The 17,305-nt window shown below is 65.2% G+C and carries 22 protein-coding genes; 4 read left to right on the forward strand and 18 right to left on the reverse strand.

Annotation, left to right across the window (positions count from 1 at the left end):
* Positions 1–222 precede the first annotated feature (222 nt).
* The 4 genes from D3876_RS02290 (at position 223) to D3876_RS02305 (ending at position 3,155) form a co-directional block, all read left to right on the forward strand.
* The gene (locus D3876_RS02290) at positions 223–627 is read left to right on the forward strand and encodes a polyketide cyclase (protein WP_119760923.1); all 405 of its coding nucleotides are present in this window, start codon (positions 223–225) and stop codon (positions 625–627) included.
* A 135-nt stretch (positions 628–762) separates the two neighbouring features.
* The gene (locus D3876_RS02295) at positions 763–1,008 is read left to right on the forward strand and encodes a hypothetical protein (protein ID WP_119759488.1); all 246 of its coding nucleotides are present in this window, start codon (positions 763–765) and stop codon (positions 1,006–1,008) included.
* Positions 1,009–1,292: 284 nt separating this feature from the next.
* A complete protein-coding gene (locus tag D3876_RS02300; RefSeq protein ID WP_119759489.1) occupies positions 1,293–1,766 on the forward strand; it encodes a helix-turn-helix domain-containing protein in 474 nt (157 codons plus the stop codon).
* Between the two features lie 309 nt (positions 1,767–2,075).
* Positions 2,076–3,155: a sigma-54 interaction domain-containing protein gene (locus D3876_RS02305; RefSeq protein ID WP_119759490.1), complete on the forward strand. Its 1,080-nt coding sequence runs from the start codon at positions 2,076–2,078 to the stop codon at positions 3,153–3,155.
* Here the strand turns inward: D3876_RS02305 and D3876_RS02310 are convergent.
* From D3876_RS02310 to fliE, 18 genes are all read right to left on the reverse strand, one after another.
* Positions 3,145–3,549 (reverse strand): flagellar export chaperone FliS, encoded by a 405-nt coding sequence (locus tag D3876_RS02310; protein ID WP_119759491.1) that lies wholly within the window; start codon positions 3,547–3,549, stop codon positions 3,145–3,147. The genes D3876_RS02305 and D3876_RS02310 overlap by 11 nt on opposite strands.
* Positions 3,550–3,580: 31 nt before the next feature.
* Positions 3,581–4,975: a flagellar filament capping protein FliD gene (gene fliD / locus D3876_RS02315; protein ID WP_238475206.1), complete on the reverse strand. Its 1,395-nt coding sequence runs from the start codon at positions 4,973–4,975 to the stop codon at positions 3,581–3,583.
* Positions 4,976–5,028: 53 nt separating this feature from the next.
* Positions 5,029–5,340 (reverse strand): hypothetical protein, encoded by a 312-nt coding sequence (locus D3876_RS02320; protein WP_147417563.1) that lies wholly within the window; start codon positions 5,338–5,340, stop codon positions 5,029–5,031.
* Positions 5,341–5,396: 56 nt separating this feature from the next.
* Complete coding sequence (locus D3876_RS02325) at positions 5,397–6,536, reverse strand: EscU/YscU/HrcU family type III secretion system export apparatus switch protein (protein WP_119759494.1); 1,140 nt, start codon at positions 6,534–6,536, stop codon at positions 5,397–5,399.
* 3 nt (positions 6,537–6,539) lie between these two features.
* Positions 6,540–7,319, reverse strand: coding sequence for a flagellar biosynthetic protein FliR (fliR, locus tag D3876_RS02330; protein ID WP_119759495.1), 780 nt, complete (start codon positions 7,317–7,319; stop codon positions 6,540–6,542).
* Complete coding sequence (gene fliQ / locus D3876_RS02335; RefSeq protein ID WP_119760925.1) at positions 7,316–7,588, reverse strand: flagellar biosynthesis protein FliQ; 273 nt, start codon at positions 7,586–7,588, stop codon at positions 7,316–7,318. The genes fliR and fliQ overlap by 4 nt, the downstream gene beginning before the upstream one ends.
* A gap of 141 nt (positions 7,589–7,729) precedes the next feature.
* A complete protein-coding gene (gene fliP, locus D3876_RS02340) occupies positions 7,730–8,473 on the reverse strand; it encodes a flagellar type III secretion system pore protein FliP (RefSeq protein ID WP_420801945.1) in 744 nt (247 codons plus the stop codon).
* A gap of 118 nt (positions 8,474–8,591) precedes the next feature.
* Entirely contained in the window at positions 8,592–8,867 is a 276-nt protein-coding gene (locus D3876_RS02345) for a flagellar biosynthetic protein FliO (RefSeq protein WP_119759496.1), read from the reverse strand.
* Positions 8,864–9,187 (reverse strand): flagellar motor switch protein FliN, encoded by a 324-nt coding sequence (fliN, locus tag D3876_RS02350; RefSeq protein WP_119759497.1) that lies wholly within the window; start codon positions 9,185–9,187, stop codon positions 8,864–8,866. The genes D3876_RS02345 and fliN overlap by 4 nt, the downstream gene beginning before the upstream one ends.
* Positions 9,184–10,128 carry a flagellar motor switch protein FliM gene (locus D3876_RS02355; protein WP_119759498.1) on the reverse strand — a complete coding sequence of 315 codons (945 nt, stop codon included), beginning with the start codon at positions 10,126–10,128 and terminating at the stop codon, positions 9,184–9,186. The genes fliN and D3876_RS02355 overlap by 4 nt, the downstream gene beginning before the upstream one ends.
* Positions 10,125–10,646, reverse strand: a complete 522-nt coding sequence (locus D3876_RS02360; protein WP_119759499.1) for a flagellar basal body-associated FliL family protein — start codon at positions 10,644–10,646, stop codon at positions 10,125–10,127. The genes D3876_RS02355 and D3876_RS02360 overlap by 4 nt, the downstream gene beginning before the upstream one ends.
* A 14-nt stretch (positions 10,647–10,660) precedes the next feature.
* Complete coding sequence (locus D3876_RS02365; protein WP_119759500.1) at positions 10,661–11,842, reverse strand: flagellar hook-length control protein FliK; 1,182 nt, start codon at positions 11,840–11,842, stop codon at positions 10,661–10,663.
* On the reverse strand, positions 11,839–12,264 hold the full coding sequence (locus tag D3876_RS02370; protein WP_119759501.1) for a hypothetical protein: 426 nt from the start codon (positions 12,262–12,264) through the stop codon (positions 11,839–11,841). The genes D3876_RS02365 and D3876_RS02370 overlap by 4 nt, the downstream gene beginning before the upstream one ends.
* Positions 12,261–13,592, reverse strand: coding sequence for a FliI/YscN family ATPase (locus D3876_RS02375; protein WP_119759502.1), 1,332 nt, complete (start codon positions 13,590–13,592; stop codon positions 12,261–12,263). Before D3876_RS02375 ends, D3876_RS02370 begins: the two co-directional genes overlap by 4 nt.
* A complete protein-coding gene (locus D3876_RS02380; protein WP_119759503.1) occupies positions 13,589–14,236 on the reverse strand; it encodes a FliH/SctL family protein in 648 nt (215 codons plus the stop codon). Before D3876_RS02380 ends, D3876_RS02375 begins: the two co-directional genes overlap by 4 nt.
* Complete coding sequence (gene fliG, locus D3876_RS02385) at positions 14,229–15,248, reverse strand: flagellar motor switch protein FliG (protein WP_119759504.1); 1,020 nt, start codon at positions 15,246–15,248, stop codon at positions 14,229–14,231. The genes D3876_RS02380 and fliG overlap by 8 nt, the downstream gene beginning before the upstream one ends.
* Positions 15,241–16,971: a flagellar basal-body MS-ring/collar protein FliF gene (gene fliF, locus D3876_RS02390; RefSeq protein WP_119759505.1), complete on the reverse strand. Its 1,731-nt coding sequence runs from the start codon at positions 16,969–16,971 to the stop codon at positions 15,241–15,243. Before fliF ends, fliG begins: the two co-directional genes overlap by 8 nt.
* Position 16,972: 1 nt before the next feature.
* The gene (fliE, locus tag D3876_RS02395) at positions 16,973–17,299 is read right to left on the reverse strand and encodes a flagellar hook-basal body complex protein FliE (protein WP_119759506.1); all 327 of its coding nucleotides are present in this window, start codon (positions 17,297–17,299) and stop codon (positions 16,973–16,975) included.
* Positions 17,300–17,305 lie beyond the last annotated feature (6 nt).

The following is a 17,305-nucleotide window of genomic DNA, read 5'->3' on the forward strand; positions in this document are numbered from 1 at the left end:
TGCCACCCCAGTCACTGCCGTTCGCGCGTCCTGCCATAGCGTGCCTCGCGCAGGATCGAAGGGTCGGGGTCAACCTGACTGTTCGGCCGCAGGGGAGGATAAAAACATGAGCCGCAATGCCGCGGCCGTCGGTGAACCCCGCACCTACGGACTGGAGCTATCGATGCGCTTCTAGTATCGGCATTCGGCGCAAGTTCGCGCGAACAGCGGGTGGAGAAGGTGATGCTGCCAGCACGGACCTACAGCGTGTCGATCGCCTGCGACTGGCGCGCGCTTTACGAGCGCATCTACCGGCCCGAATTTTTCCCTGAATGGGCGTCAGGTCTGTCCGATTCCGAGCTGCATGAAGAGGGCGACCAATGGCTGGCGGACGGCCCCGAGGGCCCCATTCGCATCCGGTTCACGCCGCACAATGCGCATGGCGTCATGGATCATTGGGTCGATGTCGGGGGTGGCAGCACCGTCCATATTCCGCTTCGCGTCATTCAGAATGATGATGGCGCGGAGGTCATGCTCACGCTGTTCCGGCAGCCGGGAATGGATGACGAGAAGTTCGCGGCCGACATCAAATGGATCAATCGCGACTTGCTGGCGCTCAAGACGTTGATCGAACGTACGGCAAATTAGGGGACTGGGCGCCCGTTTCCAAATCCAGTGGGAACGGGCGCCCATGGCAACCTGCTACCAGTTGTAGCGCAGCGACCCCATCACCGTTCGCGATGCGCCGAAATAGCAGCTATTCTGGAACGGGCAGGTGGTGACGTGCCGCTTGCCAAACAGGTTGGCGGCGTTGATCGCGAGGCTGACATCGCTTTGATGGCCCTGTCCGCATGCCTCGCAATCCTGCGCCTTGGCCCTTATCAAGGTCCTGTTGCCTGGATCGGCCTGCTCTCGCTTGCAGGCATCACACTGGTGCTGCTGATGTCGCGGTGGCGGCACGGCGCGATCGCGCTTTGGATACCGGCGACGCTCGGTGCGCTGCTGATGCTGCCGCGACCGTGGCTGTGAACGCCGGGGCCGGTTCTTCCTGACCCGGCCGGATCGCCGGCCTTTTGCCCGTCGCTCCGCAGGCAACCGTCGATTCACCTTCCCTGGTAACCTTTTGACAACGTGGCAGCTCCTACGCAGCGCCGCGACCGTAACCGTTTCGAAACGACGTGCGCGGTCGGGCCGGCGGCAGTGGTGAGGGTGTCGAGGATCAATTTGTCGCATATATCGGTTTCGAGATTTGAAACCGTCGCGTCGGGACGATATTGGTCACACGGTTCGATTGCCGGGCTGGGAATATTGTAGTGCAATTCAAGGACTCGCGTTCGACCATGCCGCTCGAATCAACGCTGGATGAGATGCTGACGATCTTGCGCCGGATCGAAGCGGGGGCGCAGCCGCCGATCCCGCCTGACAACGATGACATGGAGGTAGGGCCCGACGCGGATCAACTCCTGCGCGTCGCGAAGACCGCGATCCGGATGCGCGAGATCCAGCGTAAATATCTGCCCGCCAGCTATTTTGATGAGCCAGCGCTCAACATCCTGCTAGACCTGTATGTCGCCGACGCCGAAGGGCGTACCGTCTATGTCAACGACGCGTGCATCGCCTCAAACACCCCAACGTCCACGGCGCTGCGATGGATCGCAATCCTCGTCCGCGACGGCTTTGCGGTCAGGACACGCGATGCGATCGATGCCCGCCGCACCATATTGGCGGTCACCCCTGAGGGTCATAGCGCCTTGTCAGGCTTGCTCGGCCGCTGGAGCGGGGTCTGACGCTTCGCATACCGTAGCGCCGCAAAAAAGTGGGTCATTCCCACATCGGCACCGATTTCTGCCGTCGTTGATATGAGCGTTAACGAATTGTCATCGGCCACTTACGCAAATCGCCCGCCGCGATCCGAAAAGGTTAACGAAACACTGACGAAATGAATCGATAAACCTGTCAAAACGGTAGCGATTGGAATTTCGCGCTTCAAATCCTGCGGCTATCGATAGCAGGAACGCTGGGGGGCGGAGTATGGGTCGGCATTGCGTGTCCGGACATTATCCGGAAAATATCGTCCAATCTGACATCGGTCGTCGATGACGGTCGCTTGGCAACCCCAACAGGGCGTGGGGGGATCGGTCGATACGCTTCTGATTGGCGCCAGCGACGCCATTCATTCGATCCGTGAACTCGTCCGTCAGGTCGCACCAACCAATGCCTCGGTCCTGATCACCGGCCCATCGGGCAGCGGCAAGGAAATGGTGGCGCGCGCAATCCATGTCGAAAGTCGCCGCACCGCGGGCGACCTGGTCGCGGTCAATTGCGGCGCGATCCCGAGCGAGCTGCTGGAATCCGAACTGTTCGGGCATGAGCGCGGATCGTTCACTGGCGCGGTGACGCAGATGCGCGGGCGCTTCGAGGACGCCAATGGAGGATCGCTTTTCCTCGACGAGATCGGCGACATGCCGGCGAACATGCAGGTCAAGCTGCTTCGTGTGATCGAGGAACGCGCGATCACGCGCATCGGCGGCCGTACGCCGATCCCGATCGATACGCGCATCATCTCGGCCACGCATCGCAATATCGAGGCCGCGATCGACAATGACAGTTTTCGCGAGGATCTGTTCTACCGGCTCGCAGTCTTTCCGATCCACCTGCCTGCACTGAACGAACGTCCCGAGGACATCGCGCCGCTGATCGCGCACTTCGTCGCGCTTTCGACCGAGCGGCGAAGGCCACTCACGCTGTCGCACGCCGCGATGATGCGGCTCCAGGCCTATCGCTGGCCCGGCAACGTTCGCGAGCTCCGCAATTTCGTCGAACGCGCGTCAATCGTCTTTCCAGGCAAGGAGCTTTCGGCCGAGGAGGTCGACATGCTGCTGACCCGCGGCCAACCGCGCCGGCGCGTGGTGGACCGCGAAAAGGCGAAAGTCGACGAGCCAGTGGCGGAGCCCGCATTGGTGCAGGGCGAATTGCCGCTCGCACCCGCGGTGATCGCCCCGGGTCGCCCCGTCGACCTCAAGTCGCTGGTCGCCGAATTCGAATATCGCCACATCGTCGAGGCGCTCCAGGCGTCGCGTGGTGTGGTCGCCGACGCCGCGCGACTGCTTTCGCTCCAGCGTACGACGCTCATCGAGAAGATGCAGAAATACGGCGTCAGCCGCGTCACGAGCTGACCGCGGCACCCTCGCCCATCGCGGTCCACGACTGCGCGATCTCGGCAATGATCGCCTCGGCTTCGGCTACGGCCGCAACGTCCTGTTCGCGCGATCCCTTGAGCAGGAGCCGGCGCGCCTCGCCATAGATCGCCGAGAGGCTTTCGGCGATCTGGCCGCCTGCGTCGAAATTCAGCGTATCGTTGAGCGATTGAAGAATGGACAGCGCACGCGACAGCGCCTCCGAACGGCGATGTGGATGCACGCTCTTGCGCATCATCCCCATCGCGCGTTGCAGCTCCTCGAACAGGATCGAGACCAGCCCGTGCGGCGAGGCGCTCGCGATCCGCGCATTGAGGTCGATCTGTCCATATTGCGCTGAAGCGCCGCTTGGCCGTGCAGCCGCTCGAAACATCCTCTGGTCCTTCCTCTGTACCGTCCGGCGCTCAGTCGTTGCCGTTGGTCCACATCTTGATCTGCTGCTCCAGATAGGACTGCGTCGCCTTGTAGGAGGCGACGCGCGTGTCCATTGCCGTGAAATTGCGAACCAGGCGCTCGCGATAGGCGTCGGCGCGCATTTCCATGGTCTCCCGATCTTCCCGGATATCCCGGGCTTCGGCCTTCAGACGGTCTGCCGCTGAGGCCAGGCCGCCATCGCTGTCGCGCAGCTTGTCGCGCACGTCCTGAAGTACGCCACCGAGCCCCTTGTCAGTGCTTCCCGATGCCGTGGACGGATTGAAAAACTGTTCGATCGCATCGGGATGCGCGAGCAGCGCGGCGTCGAGCGCTGTCGTATCAACCTTCAGTGATCCGTCGCGCAGCGTGACCACGCCGATCTCCGCAAGCGTCGTCGGGGCGTCGCCGCTCCGCAGATCGGTAGAAATGATGGCGGCAAGCTGGCGGCGCATGTCGCGCACGGCCGAGCTGCCGCGCAGCGGCCCTGCCGCGGCGCCTTCAAGACCGCCAGCGCTGGCGTCGTCGAGCATCGTCTCGAGCTCGTTATAGGCGGCGGCGAAATCGAGCACGGCCTGACGCAGATCGCCGACGGGACGCTCGGTGCCGATCGTGACGATCTGGCCGGCTGCCGCCTTTTTGAGGTCGATCTTCACGCCATCGAGCACATCGGAAAAGCTGTTGGTGTCGCGCCGGATCTCGACCCCGTCGAGCTTCACGATCGCGTCGCGCGCCTGCTGCGCGCGCGTCATCCCGCCCGCCGCGCCGTCCCAGCTATAGGCTGACAGTGCAGGATCGGCGCCTGATTGCGGCACCAGCGTGAAGGCATTGGCCGCGCCATTGCCGCCGCGAATGACCAGCCGCGAACCCAGACTATCCTTGACCACCGATGCGATCACGCCCGCCTTGGCCCCATTGATCGCGGCCGCCAGCCCGTTGAGACTGTCATTGGTCGAATCGATCTTGACGTTGAAGCTGCCCTTGCCGGTGGTCAGCGTCAGCGTGCCCTGCCCCACCGGGGCTGCGGCATCCGTCACATGCGCCGAGGCGAGCGACTGCGCAGTGGCGACCTGGACGACTTCGATCTGCGCCGACAGCCCCTCGAGCGAATAGCCGGGCTTCGCCGTCACGCCGACGATGCTGGCGTCCGACGTCGTCGGTTGGGTGAACAACGATCCGCCATTGATCAGTGTCTTGAGCGAACTCGCAAAGCTGTCGATCGCGCCCGCGAGGTTGCCGATCGTCGAGATCTGCGCCGCATTGGCGGTTTCACGCGCCTTGATCCGGTTTTCCTGCGGCTCGCGTTGCGCGGTCGCCAGGTCCTCGATCAACTGCGCGGTGTCGAAACCTGCACCGAGACCCATGCTTGAAGTGATTGAGGTGACCATGGCGCTATCCTGTTGCTCATCAGGAATAACGGCAGCGCCCGCTTTCGCTTAAGTCAGGGCAAGTCGATAATATGGAGTGTGCAGGCCGTAGCTTCGGGCGCATCGCCCGGCCGACAGGGTCGCTGTATCATTGCGGGCATATCGCGACGTTCGTCCGCCCGCCCGTCTCCCGGCCGCGGAACGGTGATGCGCGCGGCCTCGCGTATCTCCACGCTCGCCTTGGCGGTGGTGCGCGCGCGTCCGTCGCTGACGGTCCCGGTCGGAGACGACAGCGGCACGGCGCTTGCAGCCGACAGCGCGAGGCCGGGGACGAGCCACGGCGCGCAAATCTCACTCAATCGCGCGGAACGCGGTCGTTCAGCCATAGCTTCTCCCAACGGGCATCGGCCCGATCAGGAGAAACGGCGCGTACCGCTCGCGCTTAAGTCTGCGCGCGTCCGTTTTCGTCGAAACGCGCGTTTTCCGGCACGTCGACATCGGGTTGCACGATGCCTTGCGCCATCGCGGCGTCGAGATTGAAGACAAAGGCAAGAACGGTGGCAACCGCAATATAAAGATCCTCGCGGACGGTATGTCCGGTCTGAACCGTATAATAGATGGCGCGCGTCAGTTGCGGGTACGACAGGACGGGAATCTTGCTTTCACCCGCCAGTTCGCGGATCGCCGCGGCCGTTGCGCCACGCCCGCGCGCGACCACCACGGGCGCCGCATCATAGCCCGGGCGATAGCGCAGCGCGACCGCGAAATGCGTAGGATTTGTGAGTACTACCGTTGCCTCGGCCACCGCCTTGCGCGCCGATCCGCGCAGCACCTCATGCTGCTTGCGGCGGATCGCGGCCTTGAGTTCGGGCGAACCCTCAGTCTGCTTGTGCTCGTCCTTGACCTCCTGCTTGGTCATGCGCAGGCGCTGCATCCGCTGAAAGACCTGCGCGGGCACGTCGACCAGCGCGATCAACGCGAGCATGCCCGCCATCACCACTACAGCGATGATGAAGGTGCCGCCAAGATCGCCGATCGCGGCACGAACATCCTGGCTACCCAGCGCCACCATTTGCCCCGCATAGCTGGTGATCAGCCACCACCCCGCCCAGCCGAGCAGGATGACCTTGGCGAGCGACTTGATGAGCTCGATCAGGCCGTTGATTCCGAAGATCCGCTTGATGCCGCTTATGGGGTTGAGCTTTTCCCCCTTGAAGCCGAAGGCGCTCGCGCGAAAGCCCAGCGAGCCGAGAAGCGCGGGCGCAACGATCGTCGCGAGGAAAGCAATCCCCATCAATGCGCCCAGCGGCAGCAGCACGATCGCGATCAGCTCGACGAAGCGCGACCAGGGATCGAAATTGCGGACATCGCCATGGTCGAAGCGCAGCGAGGCAGCGAGCATCTCGCCAAGCGCCTCCATGATCCAGGGCCCCGCGAGCACGATCCACGCCGCTCCCGCCCAGATGACGAGTGCGGTACCGAGTTCACGCGACTGAAGGACGTCACCCTTCTCCGCCGCGTCCTTGCGGCGTTTTGGCGTCGGATCTTCGGTCTTCTGGTCGTTGTCGGGGGTTTCGGCCATCGGTCAGCGCCCGGCCATCTGCCGCGCCATCGCAAGCCCGTTCTGGAGCGACAGCGTGATCGCCTCGCCCATCACGGGTACCGCCATCGCCATCAGCACCAGCCCGGCCAGCAATGCAGCGGGCAGACCGACCGCGAACAGATTGAGCGAGGGCGCCGAGCGCGCAAGCATCGCCATGACGAGCTGGACGATCACGAGCGCGAAACCCACCGGCAGCGCCACCGCGAGCCCCGCCGCGAACAGCTCGCCGCCGAACAGCACCAGTCCGTTGATGCTCTCGGCCGACATAAAGGCGTCGCCCGGTGGCAACGCGCGATAGCTTTCGACGATGATCGTCGCGAGCATCAGATGCCCGCCGATCGCGAGAAAGAGGAAGGTGGTGAGCAGCGACAGGAACTGGCCGATCGCGGGCGAGGACTGGCCGCTCGCGGGATCGACCATGCCCGCAAAGCCCAGTCCCATGACGTTGCCGATCGTTTCGCCCGCGAGCATCGCGGCGGCAAAGCCGATCTGGACCGCGAAGCCGAGCGCTAGACCCACAAGCACCTCCCCCAGCACGAGCATGAAACCCGCGATCGTCACCAGCCCACCCTCGGGAAGGATCACCGGATTGGCCTGGAGCGCGGCCATGCCGAGCGCGAGCGAGACGACCATGCGAAGCTGGATAGGCACATAGGGCGCGCCAAAGACGGGGGCGACAAGGAACGCCGCGCCCGGGCGGATCATCGCGACAAGCCAGACCCAGAGCTGCGCCTCGAGACCCGCGAACCCCTGAGGCATCAGCGCACGAGATCCGGGATGCGCGCGAAGATCTCGCGCGTGAAATCGGCGAGCAGCAACAGGATAGACCCGCCGAAAATCGCAAGCGCGACGGCAACGATGATCAGCTTGGGCACGAAGCTTAGCGTCGCCTCGTTGATCGAGGTCGCAGCCTGGATCATGCCGAGAATCAGACCCGCCACGAGCGCGGGGATCAGGATCGGCGCGCTCGCAAGCGCAAGGACCCAGAGCGCCTGTTGCGCGACACCGATGAAATAGTCAGCGTCGGCCATGGGCGCGTCTTTCGGCATGTCCCTTCCCCGTCATTCCCGCGAAAGCGGGAATCCAGGAACGCAGAATGGTTCGGAAAAGCCGGTGTTCATGGATTCCCGCTTTCGCGGGAATGACGTTGAGGGATGGGGGTGCGCGCATGCCTATCCCCCCGCGAACGAGCCGGCGAGCGAGCCCATGGTCAGCGCCCAGCCATCGACGAGCACGAACAGCAGAAGCTTGAAGGGCATCGAGATGATCGTCGGTGAAAGCATCATCATGCCGAGCGCCATCAGCGTGCTTGCAACGACAAGGTCTATGATGAGGAAGGGCAGGAAGATCAGAAAGCCGATCTGGAACGCCGTCTTGAGTTCACTCGTGACGAAGGCCGGAAGCAGGATCGTGAAAGGCACGTCGGCCGGCGTCGCGAATTTGGGTGCCTCGGCAAGGTCGGCAAACAGCTTCAGATCGGTCTCGCGCGTCTGCTTGATCATGAAACCGTGGAGCACCGTTCCAGAGCGCTTGACCGCTTCCTCGATGCTGATCTGGCCGTCGCCATAGGGGGTGTAGGCGGTCGCGTTGATCTGGTCGATCGCGGGACGCATCACGAAAATCGAGAGAAACAGCGCGAGCCCGACGAGAACCTGATTGGGCGGGGTCTGCTGGAGTCCCAGGGCCTGCCGCAGGATCGACAGCACGATGATAATGCGCGTGAAGCTCGTCATCATCAGGATGAGCGACGGCAGCACCGTCAACAGGCTCATCAGGACGAGGATCTGGAGCGACAGCGACAGCGGGCGTCCGTCGCCCGCGATGGTCGTTACCGCGCGGTCGAGCGCACCGGGTTGCGCGAAGGCGGGCGCGGCAAAGAAGAGAGCCGCCAACGCGGCCAGCGTCAGGGCGCCGATGCGGAGATGCCTAAATCCGTTCGGGCTGAGCCTGTCGAAGCCCTGCCTTTCGTCTGCGCCGCTGCTGAAAAAAGGAAGGCCCTTCGACAAGCTCAGGGCGAACGGTGTGGGGCATGCCTCAACCCGCATCCGTCGGCTCCGGCGCCTTGCTGTCTGCGAGCAGTTCGATCCGGCCGCGCGCGACCGAGATGAGCAGGTGACGGTCGGCGAATTCCACGACCGCGAGCCGCCCCGTCGCGCCCATCGGCAGCACGTCGACGAGCTTCACCAGCTTTTCGCGTTTGCCGATCGCCATGTCGGGACCGACACGGCGCCACAACCACAGCGCGCCATAGGCGAGCCCAGCGACGAGCGGGAGCAGGATGAGCAAGCGCAAAATATAGGCGGTCATCATGTGCGGCGCTCGATCCCCGCCATGCGTGCATCGCGCGCGACGACATCGACGACGCGGATGCCGAAACGGCCATTGACTTGCACGACCTCGCCCTTGGCGATCAGCGTGCCGTTGACCATGATGTCGAGCAGTTCGTTGGACTGACGATTGAGTTCCACGACGCTGCCTTCGGCGAGCTCGAGCAGTTCAGCGAGGGGAAGCGAGGTGCTTCCCACTTCGACCGAAAGGCGCAGCGGCACATCGGCCAGCAGGCGGAAATTGGCGCTGGTCGGCCCGATCTGGCCTTCAACCTGCACGGGGGCTTCGGTCATGTCGCTCATTCAAATGCACCTTTCTCGATATGGTCGATCATCAGCGCGGCATGGCCGTCCTTTTCGCCGATGGTGCCCATCGCCAGACGCTTGCGCGCTACGATGAGGGGAACGCGTGGCGGGAGCACCACGGGAATGATGTCGCCGGGTTTCATCTCGAGTACCTCGGCAAGCGTGAGTTCGGGGCGCGCGAGAACGGAACGGACGGGCAGACGCACCTGCTGCAGCGCATAGGCCATGCGCATGCGCCACACCTCGTCGGCGGGACCCGCATCGTCATGGACGCGCGCGGTGAGCTGCGAATCGACCATCCTGAGCGCCGCGACGGGATAGACGATGCTGATCGTCGTGGGCTTGCCCTGCACCGGCGTCAGCACGAAGCGCTGCACCGCGACGCTCTCGCCGGGGCGGAAGATGTTGGCGTAGCCGATATTGGTCTCGCGCGAGGCGAGCGTCGGCGCGAGGTTCGCGACCTCGGTCCATGCCTCGCCCAGCCGTTCGATGACGCCATCGGCGAAACGCGCGATCAACCGCTCCTCGGACTGGGTGAACTCGCGCGCGCGGCCGGGACGGAGATCGCCCGAACCACCATAGAAAATATCGACGGCACGCGCGACGAAATCGGGCTCGAGGATGACGAGCATCGTCCCTTTGAGCGGGCGCAGCCGGTAGAGGCTGACGCTAAGAAAGTCGGGGAGTGTCGCTTGCCATTCCTCGAAATTGCGCATCTCGACGGGTGCGGCCGTCACCTGGGTGCGGCTCTGAGTCAGCGGCTCGACCAGCGTGCGGATGCGCCGCGCCAGCCGCTCGCCGATCCGCTCGAGCCCGCCCAGCCACGCGGTCGAACGATCATCGCTCGCGCCGAAGGCGTGCGACGTCGTCGCTTCCCCCCCGACCTCGGGCACATCGATCACGGCCGCTTCGGCGGCGGGTTTTCTTGCCTTGCTCATTGGATGACGAAGCTCGTGAAATAGACGTCGTCGACCCCGCCAAAACCTTCCTTTTCCTGCAGGACGCGGTTGACCGTGTCCTTCAATGCTTTTTGAAGCTGCTTCTTGCCCTCGGGCGTGGCGATCACGTCGACCGACTGATCCGCGAGCGTCATCAGCACCGCCGATCGGATCGGCACCTCGTGGCGCTTGATATTGTCGAGCACGCGGCTGTCATAATAGGTCGCGACGCCCAGCGAGAGCTGCATGAAACCGTCGGCGTCCGCGAGGTTCGAGGTAAAGCTCTTCTCGATCTCGAAATAGGTCGCCTCACGGCCGCCATCGGCGCGGATGACGAGCTTCGGCTTGTCGGCGTACGGATCGTCTGGCTTGGCTCCGCCGATCAGACCGCTCTGCGAGGCGTAGATCGCACCACCCGCACCTCCGCCGACGAGTATGATCGCGCCAAGGGCGATAATCAGCGGCTTCTTCATTCCGCCCTTCTTCCCGGGGGCCGCCGCGGCGTTATCCTTGCTCATGGTCCTGCTTCCTTTCAGGCGAAGCGCTCGGCACCGGCGCGGCGGGCCGGACCGGCCTCCATGCTGGCGTCGGCGGTCTCGCCCCGAGTGATGACGACGGGCTGTTGCGCGCGATTGTCGCGGGCTGAGCCCTGCTGGTTCTGGCTGCTGAGGTCGACATGCGTTTCGGCGATCCGCATGCCCTGCGCACGCGCCTCGTTGACGAGCCGGTGCTGCGCATCGGCGATCACCTGGCGCGCGCCTTCCGTTTCGGTACCGAAACGCAGCAAGACGCCTTCGGCGCGCTGCTCGACCTCGACATGGAGCGACCCCAGATGTTCGGGATTGAGCTGGAACTTCAACCGCCCCTCGGCGCCCGAGAGCTGGGCGAGGTCGCGCGCCAGCCGGTCGATCATCTCGGCCTCATTGGCGACGTCGAGGCGCACCGAAACCGCCTGCTCGCCAAGCTGACGCGCCGTATCGGGCGCTGCCTCGCCGAGGCGTGTTGGATCGGCGGCAACGGGTGCCGTGACGGTGCTCAATACGGGCGCAGCCGGGGCGTCAGGTTGCGCTGCGACCACCAGCGGATCCGCGGCCGACACCATGGTCTGTGCGCTATCGACTGGAATGGCAACCGGCGGGCTGGCCTTGCCTTCAACAACCGGCTGTGGCGTGATCGGCAGCGTGAAGCGCGGCGCCGTAGCCTCCAATTTTGCGAGCGCAGCGACAAGCGCGTCCGGATGTGCGGGAGGCTTGTCAGCGGCGACGGTATCTGCCGCAGCATCGGTCAGGATCGCGGCCGCGAGCGCGCCGGTCGTGATCTTCTCGCACACAGCGTCGCTGCGCGGCGCGACGAATGTTTGATCGACGACGATCGGGCGGGCGTTCGAAACGCCAATCGGAATCGGCGGTGCAACGAAGGGCGCTACCGTGGCAGCGTCGGCCGACTTGTCGGCCTCATGGGTCGCATCCTCGACCTCATCGGCGCCCATCGGTGGGTTGTTCGTTGAACCCCCCTCTGGTGCCACAATCAACTCCGCAGGCGCGGGCATGAGCACGGCGGGATCGAGTGGCGCAGCGATTGCAACCGCCCCCGCATCGAGCGCCGCGAGAATCCGGGTGAAGCCGGTATCGGACGCAGCATCTTGCCCCGTCACGATTCCCGACCGGAGCGTCAGCCCCGCTTCCAGATTCAATCCGCCGGCAGCCAACATCATGCGTCTCCCCCGTCGAGGCGCGGACGACGCCGCACCGGGACATTGCCCTTGCGTTCAAGATATTCCGCGAGCGCTGTGCGAGCGCGCTGATCGAGCCTTTCGGCGCTTTCCTGCTTTATCCGCGCTTCCATCCGCCGCGCCGCACGCTCCAGCGCGGTCGCCCGGGCGCCAACGATCGCGTCGGTCAGCCCGTCGCGCGCAGCGCGCAACCGCTGGGCCAGTTCACCCGCATTGGCGAGCGCCGCCCCGGTAGCGTCGCCCGGCGTTGCATCGAGGTCGCTGGCAAGGCGGATCAGGTGCCCCGCCTGGCTTTCCAGCGTCATCACGCGGTTTTCCGCCATCTGCGCATGCGCTGAGGCCTGAAGGTGCTGAGCCCGGCGGACGCGTGCGATGCGCGCGCGACGTTTGACGACCTGCTTCATGGCGCGAACCCTTCAACCAGATCGGCCTCGGCGGTGATGAAGTCGACGCGCTCCTTCTGACCCTGCTTAAGGAAGTCGAGAATCTCGCGGCGGCGCATGATTGCCTCGTCGATCGCGGGATCGCTGCCTTCCTTGTACGCGCCCATCAGCACGAGATCGCGATTCTCCTCAAAAACCGACCACAGCCGGCGAAACGCTGACGCCGCGGCCCGGTGTTCGTCGGTCACGATGTCCGCCATGACGCGGCTGAGCGACCGTCCAATGTCGAGCGCGGGAAAGACCCCCTGCTCGGCGAGCGAGCGCGACAGCACGAAATGCCCGTCAACAATGGCGCGCGCGGTGTCGACGATCGGATCGTCGAGATCGTCGCCATCGGCGAGCACGGTGTAGACCGAGGTGATCGAGCCCCCGGTGCGCGCATCGACGCCGGCACGCTCGACGAGCCGCGGGATCAGCGCCAGCGCTGACGGCGGATACCCCTTCATCGTCGGCGGTTCGCCCAGCGACAGGCCGATTTCGCGCTGCGCATGCGCGACGCGCGTCAGGCTGTCGATCATCAGCAGTACCCTGAGGCCCTGAGCGCGGAAATATTCGGCGATCGCGGTCGCGCGCATTGCGGCGCGCAGTCGCAGCACCGGCGGATGATCGGCGGGCACTGCTACGACCACGCTCTTCTGCCTGATCGCGCCCGAAAGCTTGGTCTCCAGAAAATCGGTGACCTCGCGGCTGCGTTCTCCGACCAGCCCGACCACGACCACATCGGCCTCGGCACCCACGATCATCTGCCCCATCAGCACCGACTTGCCGACGCCAGAGCCAGCGATCAACGCAATCCGCTGCCCGACGCCCGCGGTCAGCAGCGCGTTGATGCTGCGCACGCCCATGTCGAAGGGCTCAGTGACGCGCGCGCGATTGAGCGGATTGCCGAGCTTTCCGCCAAGCGGCCAGCGGTGCGTCGCCCCGATCGGACCCTGCCCGTCGAGCGGATCACCAAAGGCATCGATCACCCGGCCAAGCAATGCCTCGCCCACCTGCGCCGATCCGCCCAGCCCGTCGGGCTCAACGCGCGCACCGCAAACGTGCGAACGATCGCTGTCGAGCGCCATCAGCAACGCGCGGTCACCGCGAAAGCCGACGACCTCGGCACGTACGGGCTCACCATCGGCGTCGATGATCCGCGCTGCCGAGCCGATCGGCTGGCCGAATCCCGTTGCCTCGAGCATCAACCCGTCGAACGCGACGAGCCGGCCTACGCGACGCGGACCGAGCGAGGCGACGTCGATCCCGTCGAGCAGCCGTCTGGCCTGGAGGGCAAGCGCGCCGGTCATTGGGGCACACTCATCCTTTCGAGCGCCTGACGCAGTTTCTCAATGCCGACTTCGGGGCCGTCCTCGATCCATCCGCTTGCAGTCTCTACGATGACGCTGCCGGGCATGAGCGCGGGATCGGCGACCAGGTCGAGTTCGAGCCGGACATTGCCCAATCGCTCGAGATCATCGGGGTGCAATCGCATACGCGCGGGCGCGGCGGCCTCGGCGATGATGCCCGCGACATGGTCGACGCGCATCTCGAGCATGGCGCGGTCGATCACGACCTCTCCGACAATCTGACGCACAAGCCGGTCGACCGTTTCAGCGAGCATCTCGGCGAGCATCTGCGGCGGCTCGGGGCGATATTGCTCCAGCGTCTCGACGAGGCGCGCGATCGCCTGACGCTCGGCCGCGACCTCCATCTCGACCGTGCGCCGCCCCTCGTTGAAACCTTCGCTGAACGCGTCGGCCTGGAGCTGCACGGTATCGACCAGACCCGTTTCCTCGGCCTGTGCAGGCGCATTGGGCGCGGCGGCGGGTTCGGCATATTTGTCGTGCCAGGGCACGAAGCGCGGCTGAACTGATGGTGCGAACTCAGCCGGAGAAAAGCCGGTGCCGCGACGTTCGACCGAATCCCACAGATCCGAGGTGATGTCAGACATAGTCGTCGCCCTTTCCGGCGAGCATGATCGTGCCGGCTTCGGCGAGGCGGCGGGCGACAGTCAGCACCTCGCGCTGCGCTTCCTGCACCTCGGTCAGGCGCGTCGGTCCGCGATCGGCGATCTCGTCCTGAATCGTCTGCGCCGCGCGGCTCGACATGCATCCGAGCATCTTCGCGCGCAGCTTTTCGTCGGCTCCCTTGAGCGCGAGCACCAGCGTTTCGCTTTCGATGGAGCGGAGCAGCGTGCCGAGGCTCTTCTCCTCGACCCCCATCAGATTGTCGAAGACGAACATCTCGTCCTCGATCGCGCGCGCCAGCGTCTTGTCCACCTTGGTGAGCGTGCGGATGATGCGCTGATCCGCCCCGGATTTGGTGTTGTTGAGCACCTTTGCCGCTTCGCTCGTGCCGCCGCGGCGCGTGGTGACGCCCTGCCCCGGGGTGGTCACCTGGCGGAGCAGGATGCGCTCGAGTTCCTCGAGCGCTTCTGCTGTAACGGGACGCAGCGTCGCGACGCGGTAGACGACATCGGCCTGTCTTTCCTCGTCCAGGAGTTGCAAGACTTCGGCCGCCACCGTGGGATCGAGATGCGCGATCGCGAGCGCTGCAATCTGTGGATGCTCGTTCTCGACCAGCGCCGCGATCGTCGAGGCGTCCATCCATTTGAGCGCGTCAAGCGTCGCAGAGCGCTGCGGCGGTGTGATCCGCGCAAGCACCTTGTCGGCGCGGTCGGGCCCAAGCGCGCGTTCCATCATCGAGCGGATTTGCTGATCGGCGCCAAAGCCAATCGTCGTCCGCTCGCGCGCACGGCGAACGAACTGGTCGAGCACACCGTTGACCTGCCCCTCGGTCACGTCAGCGACGCCGAACATCGCGCCGCCAAGCTGCTTGACCTCTTCGGGCTCGAGCCTGCCGAGCACCTCGGCGGCCTCTGCCTCGTCGAGCAGCATCAACAGGATGGCGGCAGCCTCCGAACCCTGGATCTCGGCTGTTTCGATCATCGTTTCTTCAGGCATTGCGTGTCTCCGCCTGCGGCATGTCGGCGCGAATAAGGTCGCGCACCACAAGCGCTGCACGCGCCGGATCCTGACGGACAAAGCTTCGGATCAGTTCGGCGCGGGCGGCGTAGCCGGGCGCGGCCTCGATCATGTCGAGCGTCACCTGCGCCGAGGGATCGCCCGCCGCGTGCGTGGCCAGAGCGGATGCGAGCTCGCCCTTGATCGCCTGCTTGTTGACCTCGGCCAGCTTTGCGCGCTCGGCGGCGGCTTCGGCGCGCCGCTTGAGCAGAGGACGGCCAAGCCCGAAGATGAGCAGCGCAGCAACCAGCAGCGCGGTGAGGTTACGCGCTGTCGTCCCGACCCAGCTCGCCTCGTACCAGCTCGGCGTCGGGAGCTCGACGGGTGCAAAGCTCCGCGCATTGATCGCGATCTGGTCGCCGCGCGCCTGATCGAAACCGACAGCGCCCTTCACGAGCTGCTCTATTGCGGCGACCTCGGTTTTCGAGCGTGGCTTGGCGCCTTCGGGATTCTTGAGCGCCACCGCGATGGAGAGGCGACGGACGTTTCCGACCGGCTGCTTGGTGACCGAAATCTCACGCCCCAGCTCGAAGGTGCGGTTGTAATTCTCGGTGGTGCGATCGGGTCCCGGCGCGGGTGCGACACCTGCGGCAACGGGCGCCGCGATCGCGCCGCCGGGCGCGGCCTGGACCTGCGATGCGGGCGGCGGTGTGTTGGCAAGCGCACCGGGAATACCCGATGCGCCTTCGGGCGCGCCTTCCTTGGTCCAACTCCCGCGCTCCTCGCGGACGGCTGCGATTTCGCGAGGGAAACTTTCGCGCGTCGCCTGCACCTCGGCGAAATCGACATCGGCATGAACTTCGGTCGTGAAGTTGCCCGCGCCGACGAGCGGCGTCAGCAGCGTCGTCAGCGCCTCAACATAGCGCCCCTCGATGCGCTGCTGGATGTCGATCTGGCGATCCGAGGCTTCCGACGCCGGATCGCCGCCGGCCTTGGAGAGCAGTCGGCCATTCTGGTCGATCACCGCAACACCCTCGGGCGCAAGGCCGGGCACCGACGAACCGACGAGATGCGTGATCGCGCGGACTTGGCCTTCGGCGAGCGCACGGCCGGGCTTCAACTGAAGCATGACCGAAGCGGCGGGCTGTGCGCGATCGCGCAGGAACACGCTGGGCTGCTCGACCGCCAGATGGATACGCGCGGTCTGCACCGCATCGATCGCTTCAATCGTGCGCGCAAGATCGACCTCGCGCGCCGCACGCAGCCGCTGATCCTCGACCGCGCGGCTCGCGCCCATGGGCAGCGAAGAGATCATCGCATCGCCATCGGGCGCGCTCTTGGGCAACCCCTGCGATGCGAGCAGCATCTTGGCCTGATGATAATCGCCTTCCGACACGGTGAGCGCGCCGGTGGCGTTGTCGATATCGTACGCGATGCCCGAAGATTTGAGCGCCTCGACGACTGCGGCCTTCTCGGTGTCGGCAAGCCCGCTGAACAGATCGCGCTGCGGCGGCTGCGCGATCGCCATCCAGACGAGCGCGGCAAGGCCGATCACGGCTGCGATGATGATGCCCGGCATCGCCTTCTGCACCGCGGGCTGCGCGGTGAACTCGCGCAGGCGCGTGAGCACGGGGCCAAAGGGGCTGCCGCCCGTACCGCGCGGGGCGGCCATCGAGCGAGCGGGGACGGTGCCGGTTTCGGGCATGGGGATGAGCTCGCTCATGTCAGACCGGCATGCTCATGATGTCCTTGTACGCGGACAGCAGCTTGTTGCGGACCTGAAGCGTCGCTTGAAAGCCAAGCGACGCCTTTTCGCGCGCGAGCATCACACTCGCAATGTCCGCGGTGTCGCCGCGCTCATAGGCGTCGGTCGCAGCCGAGGATTTGGCCTGGAGCTCGTTGACCTCATTGAGCGCGCCCTTGAGCGCGCCTGCGAAATCGCTCTTGGCCGCACCGCCGGGCGCAAGCCCCGCGGCCTTTTGCAGCGAGGCGTTCTGCTGGACGATCGCGTTTCGCATGGCGAGCACGCTGGCTGCATCCACCTTGGTCATTCCATC

This window comes from Sphingomonas cavernae (assembly GCF_003590775.1).
Lineage (GTDB): Bacteria > Pseudomonadota > Alphaproteobacteria > Sphingomonadales > Sphingomonadaceae > Sphingobium_A > Sphingobium_A cavernae.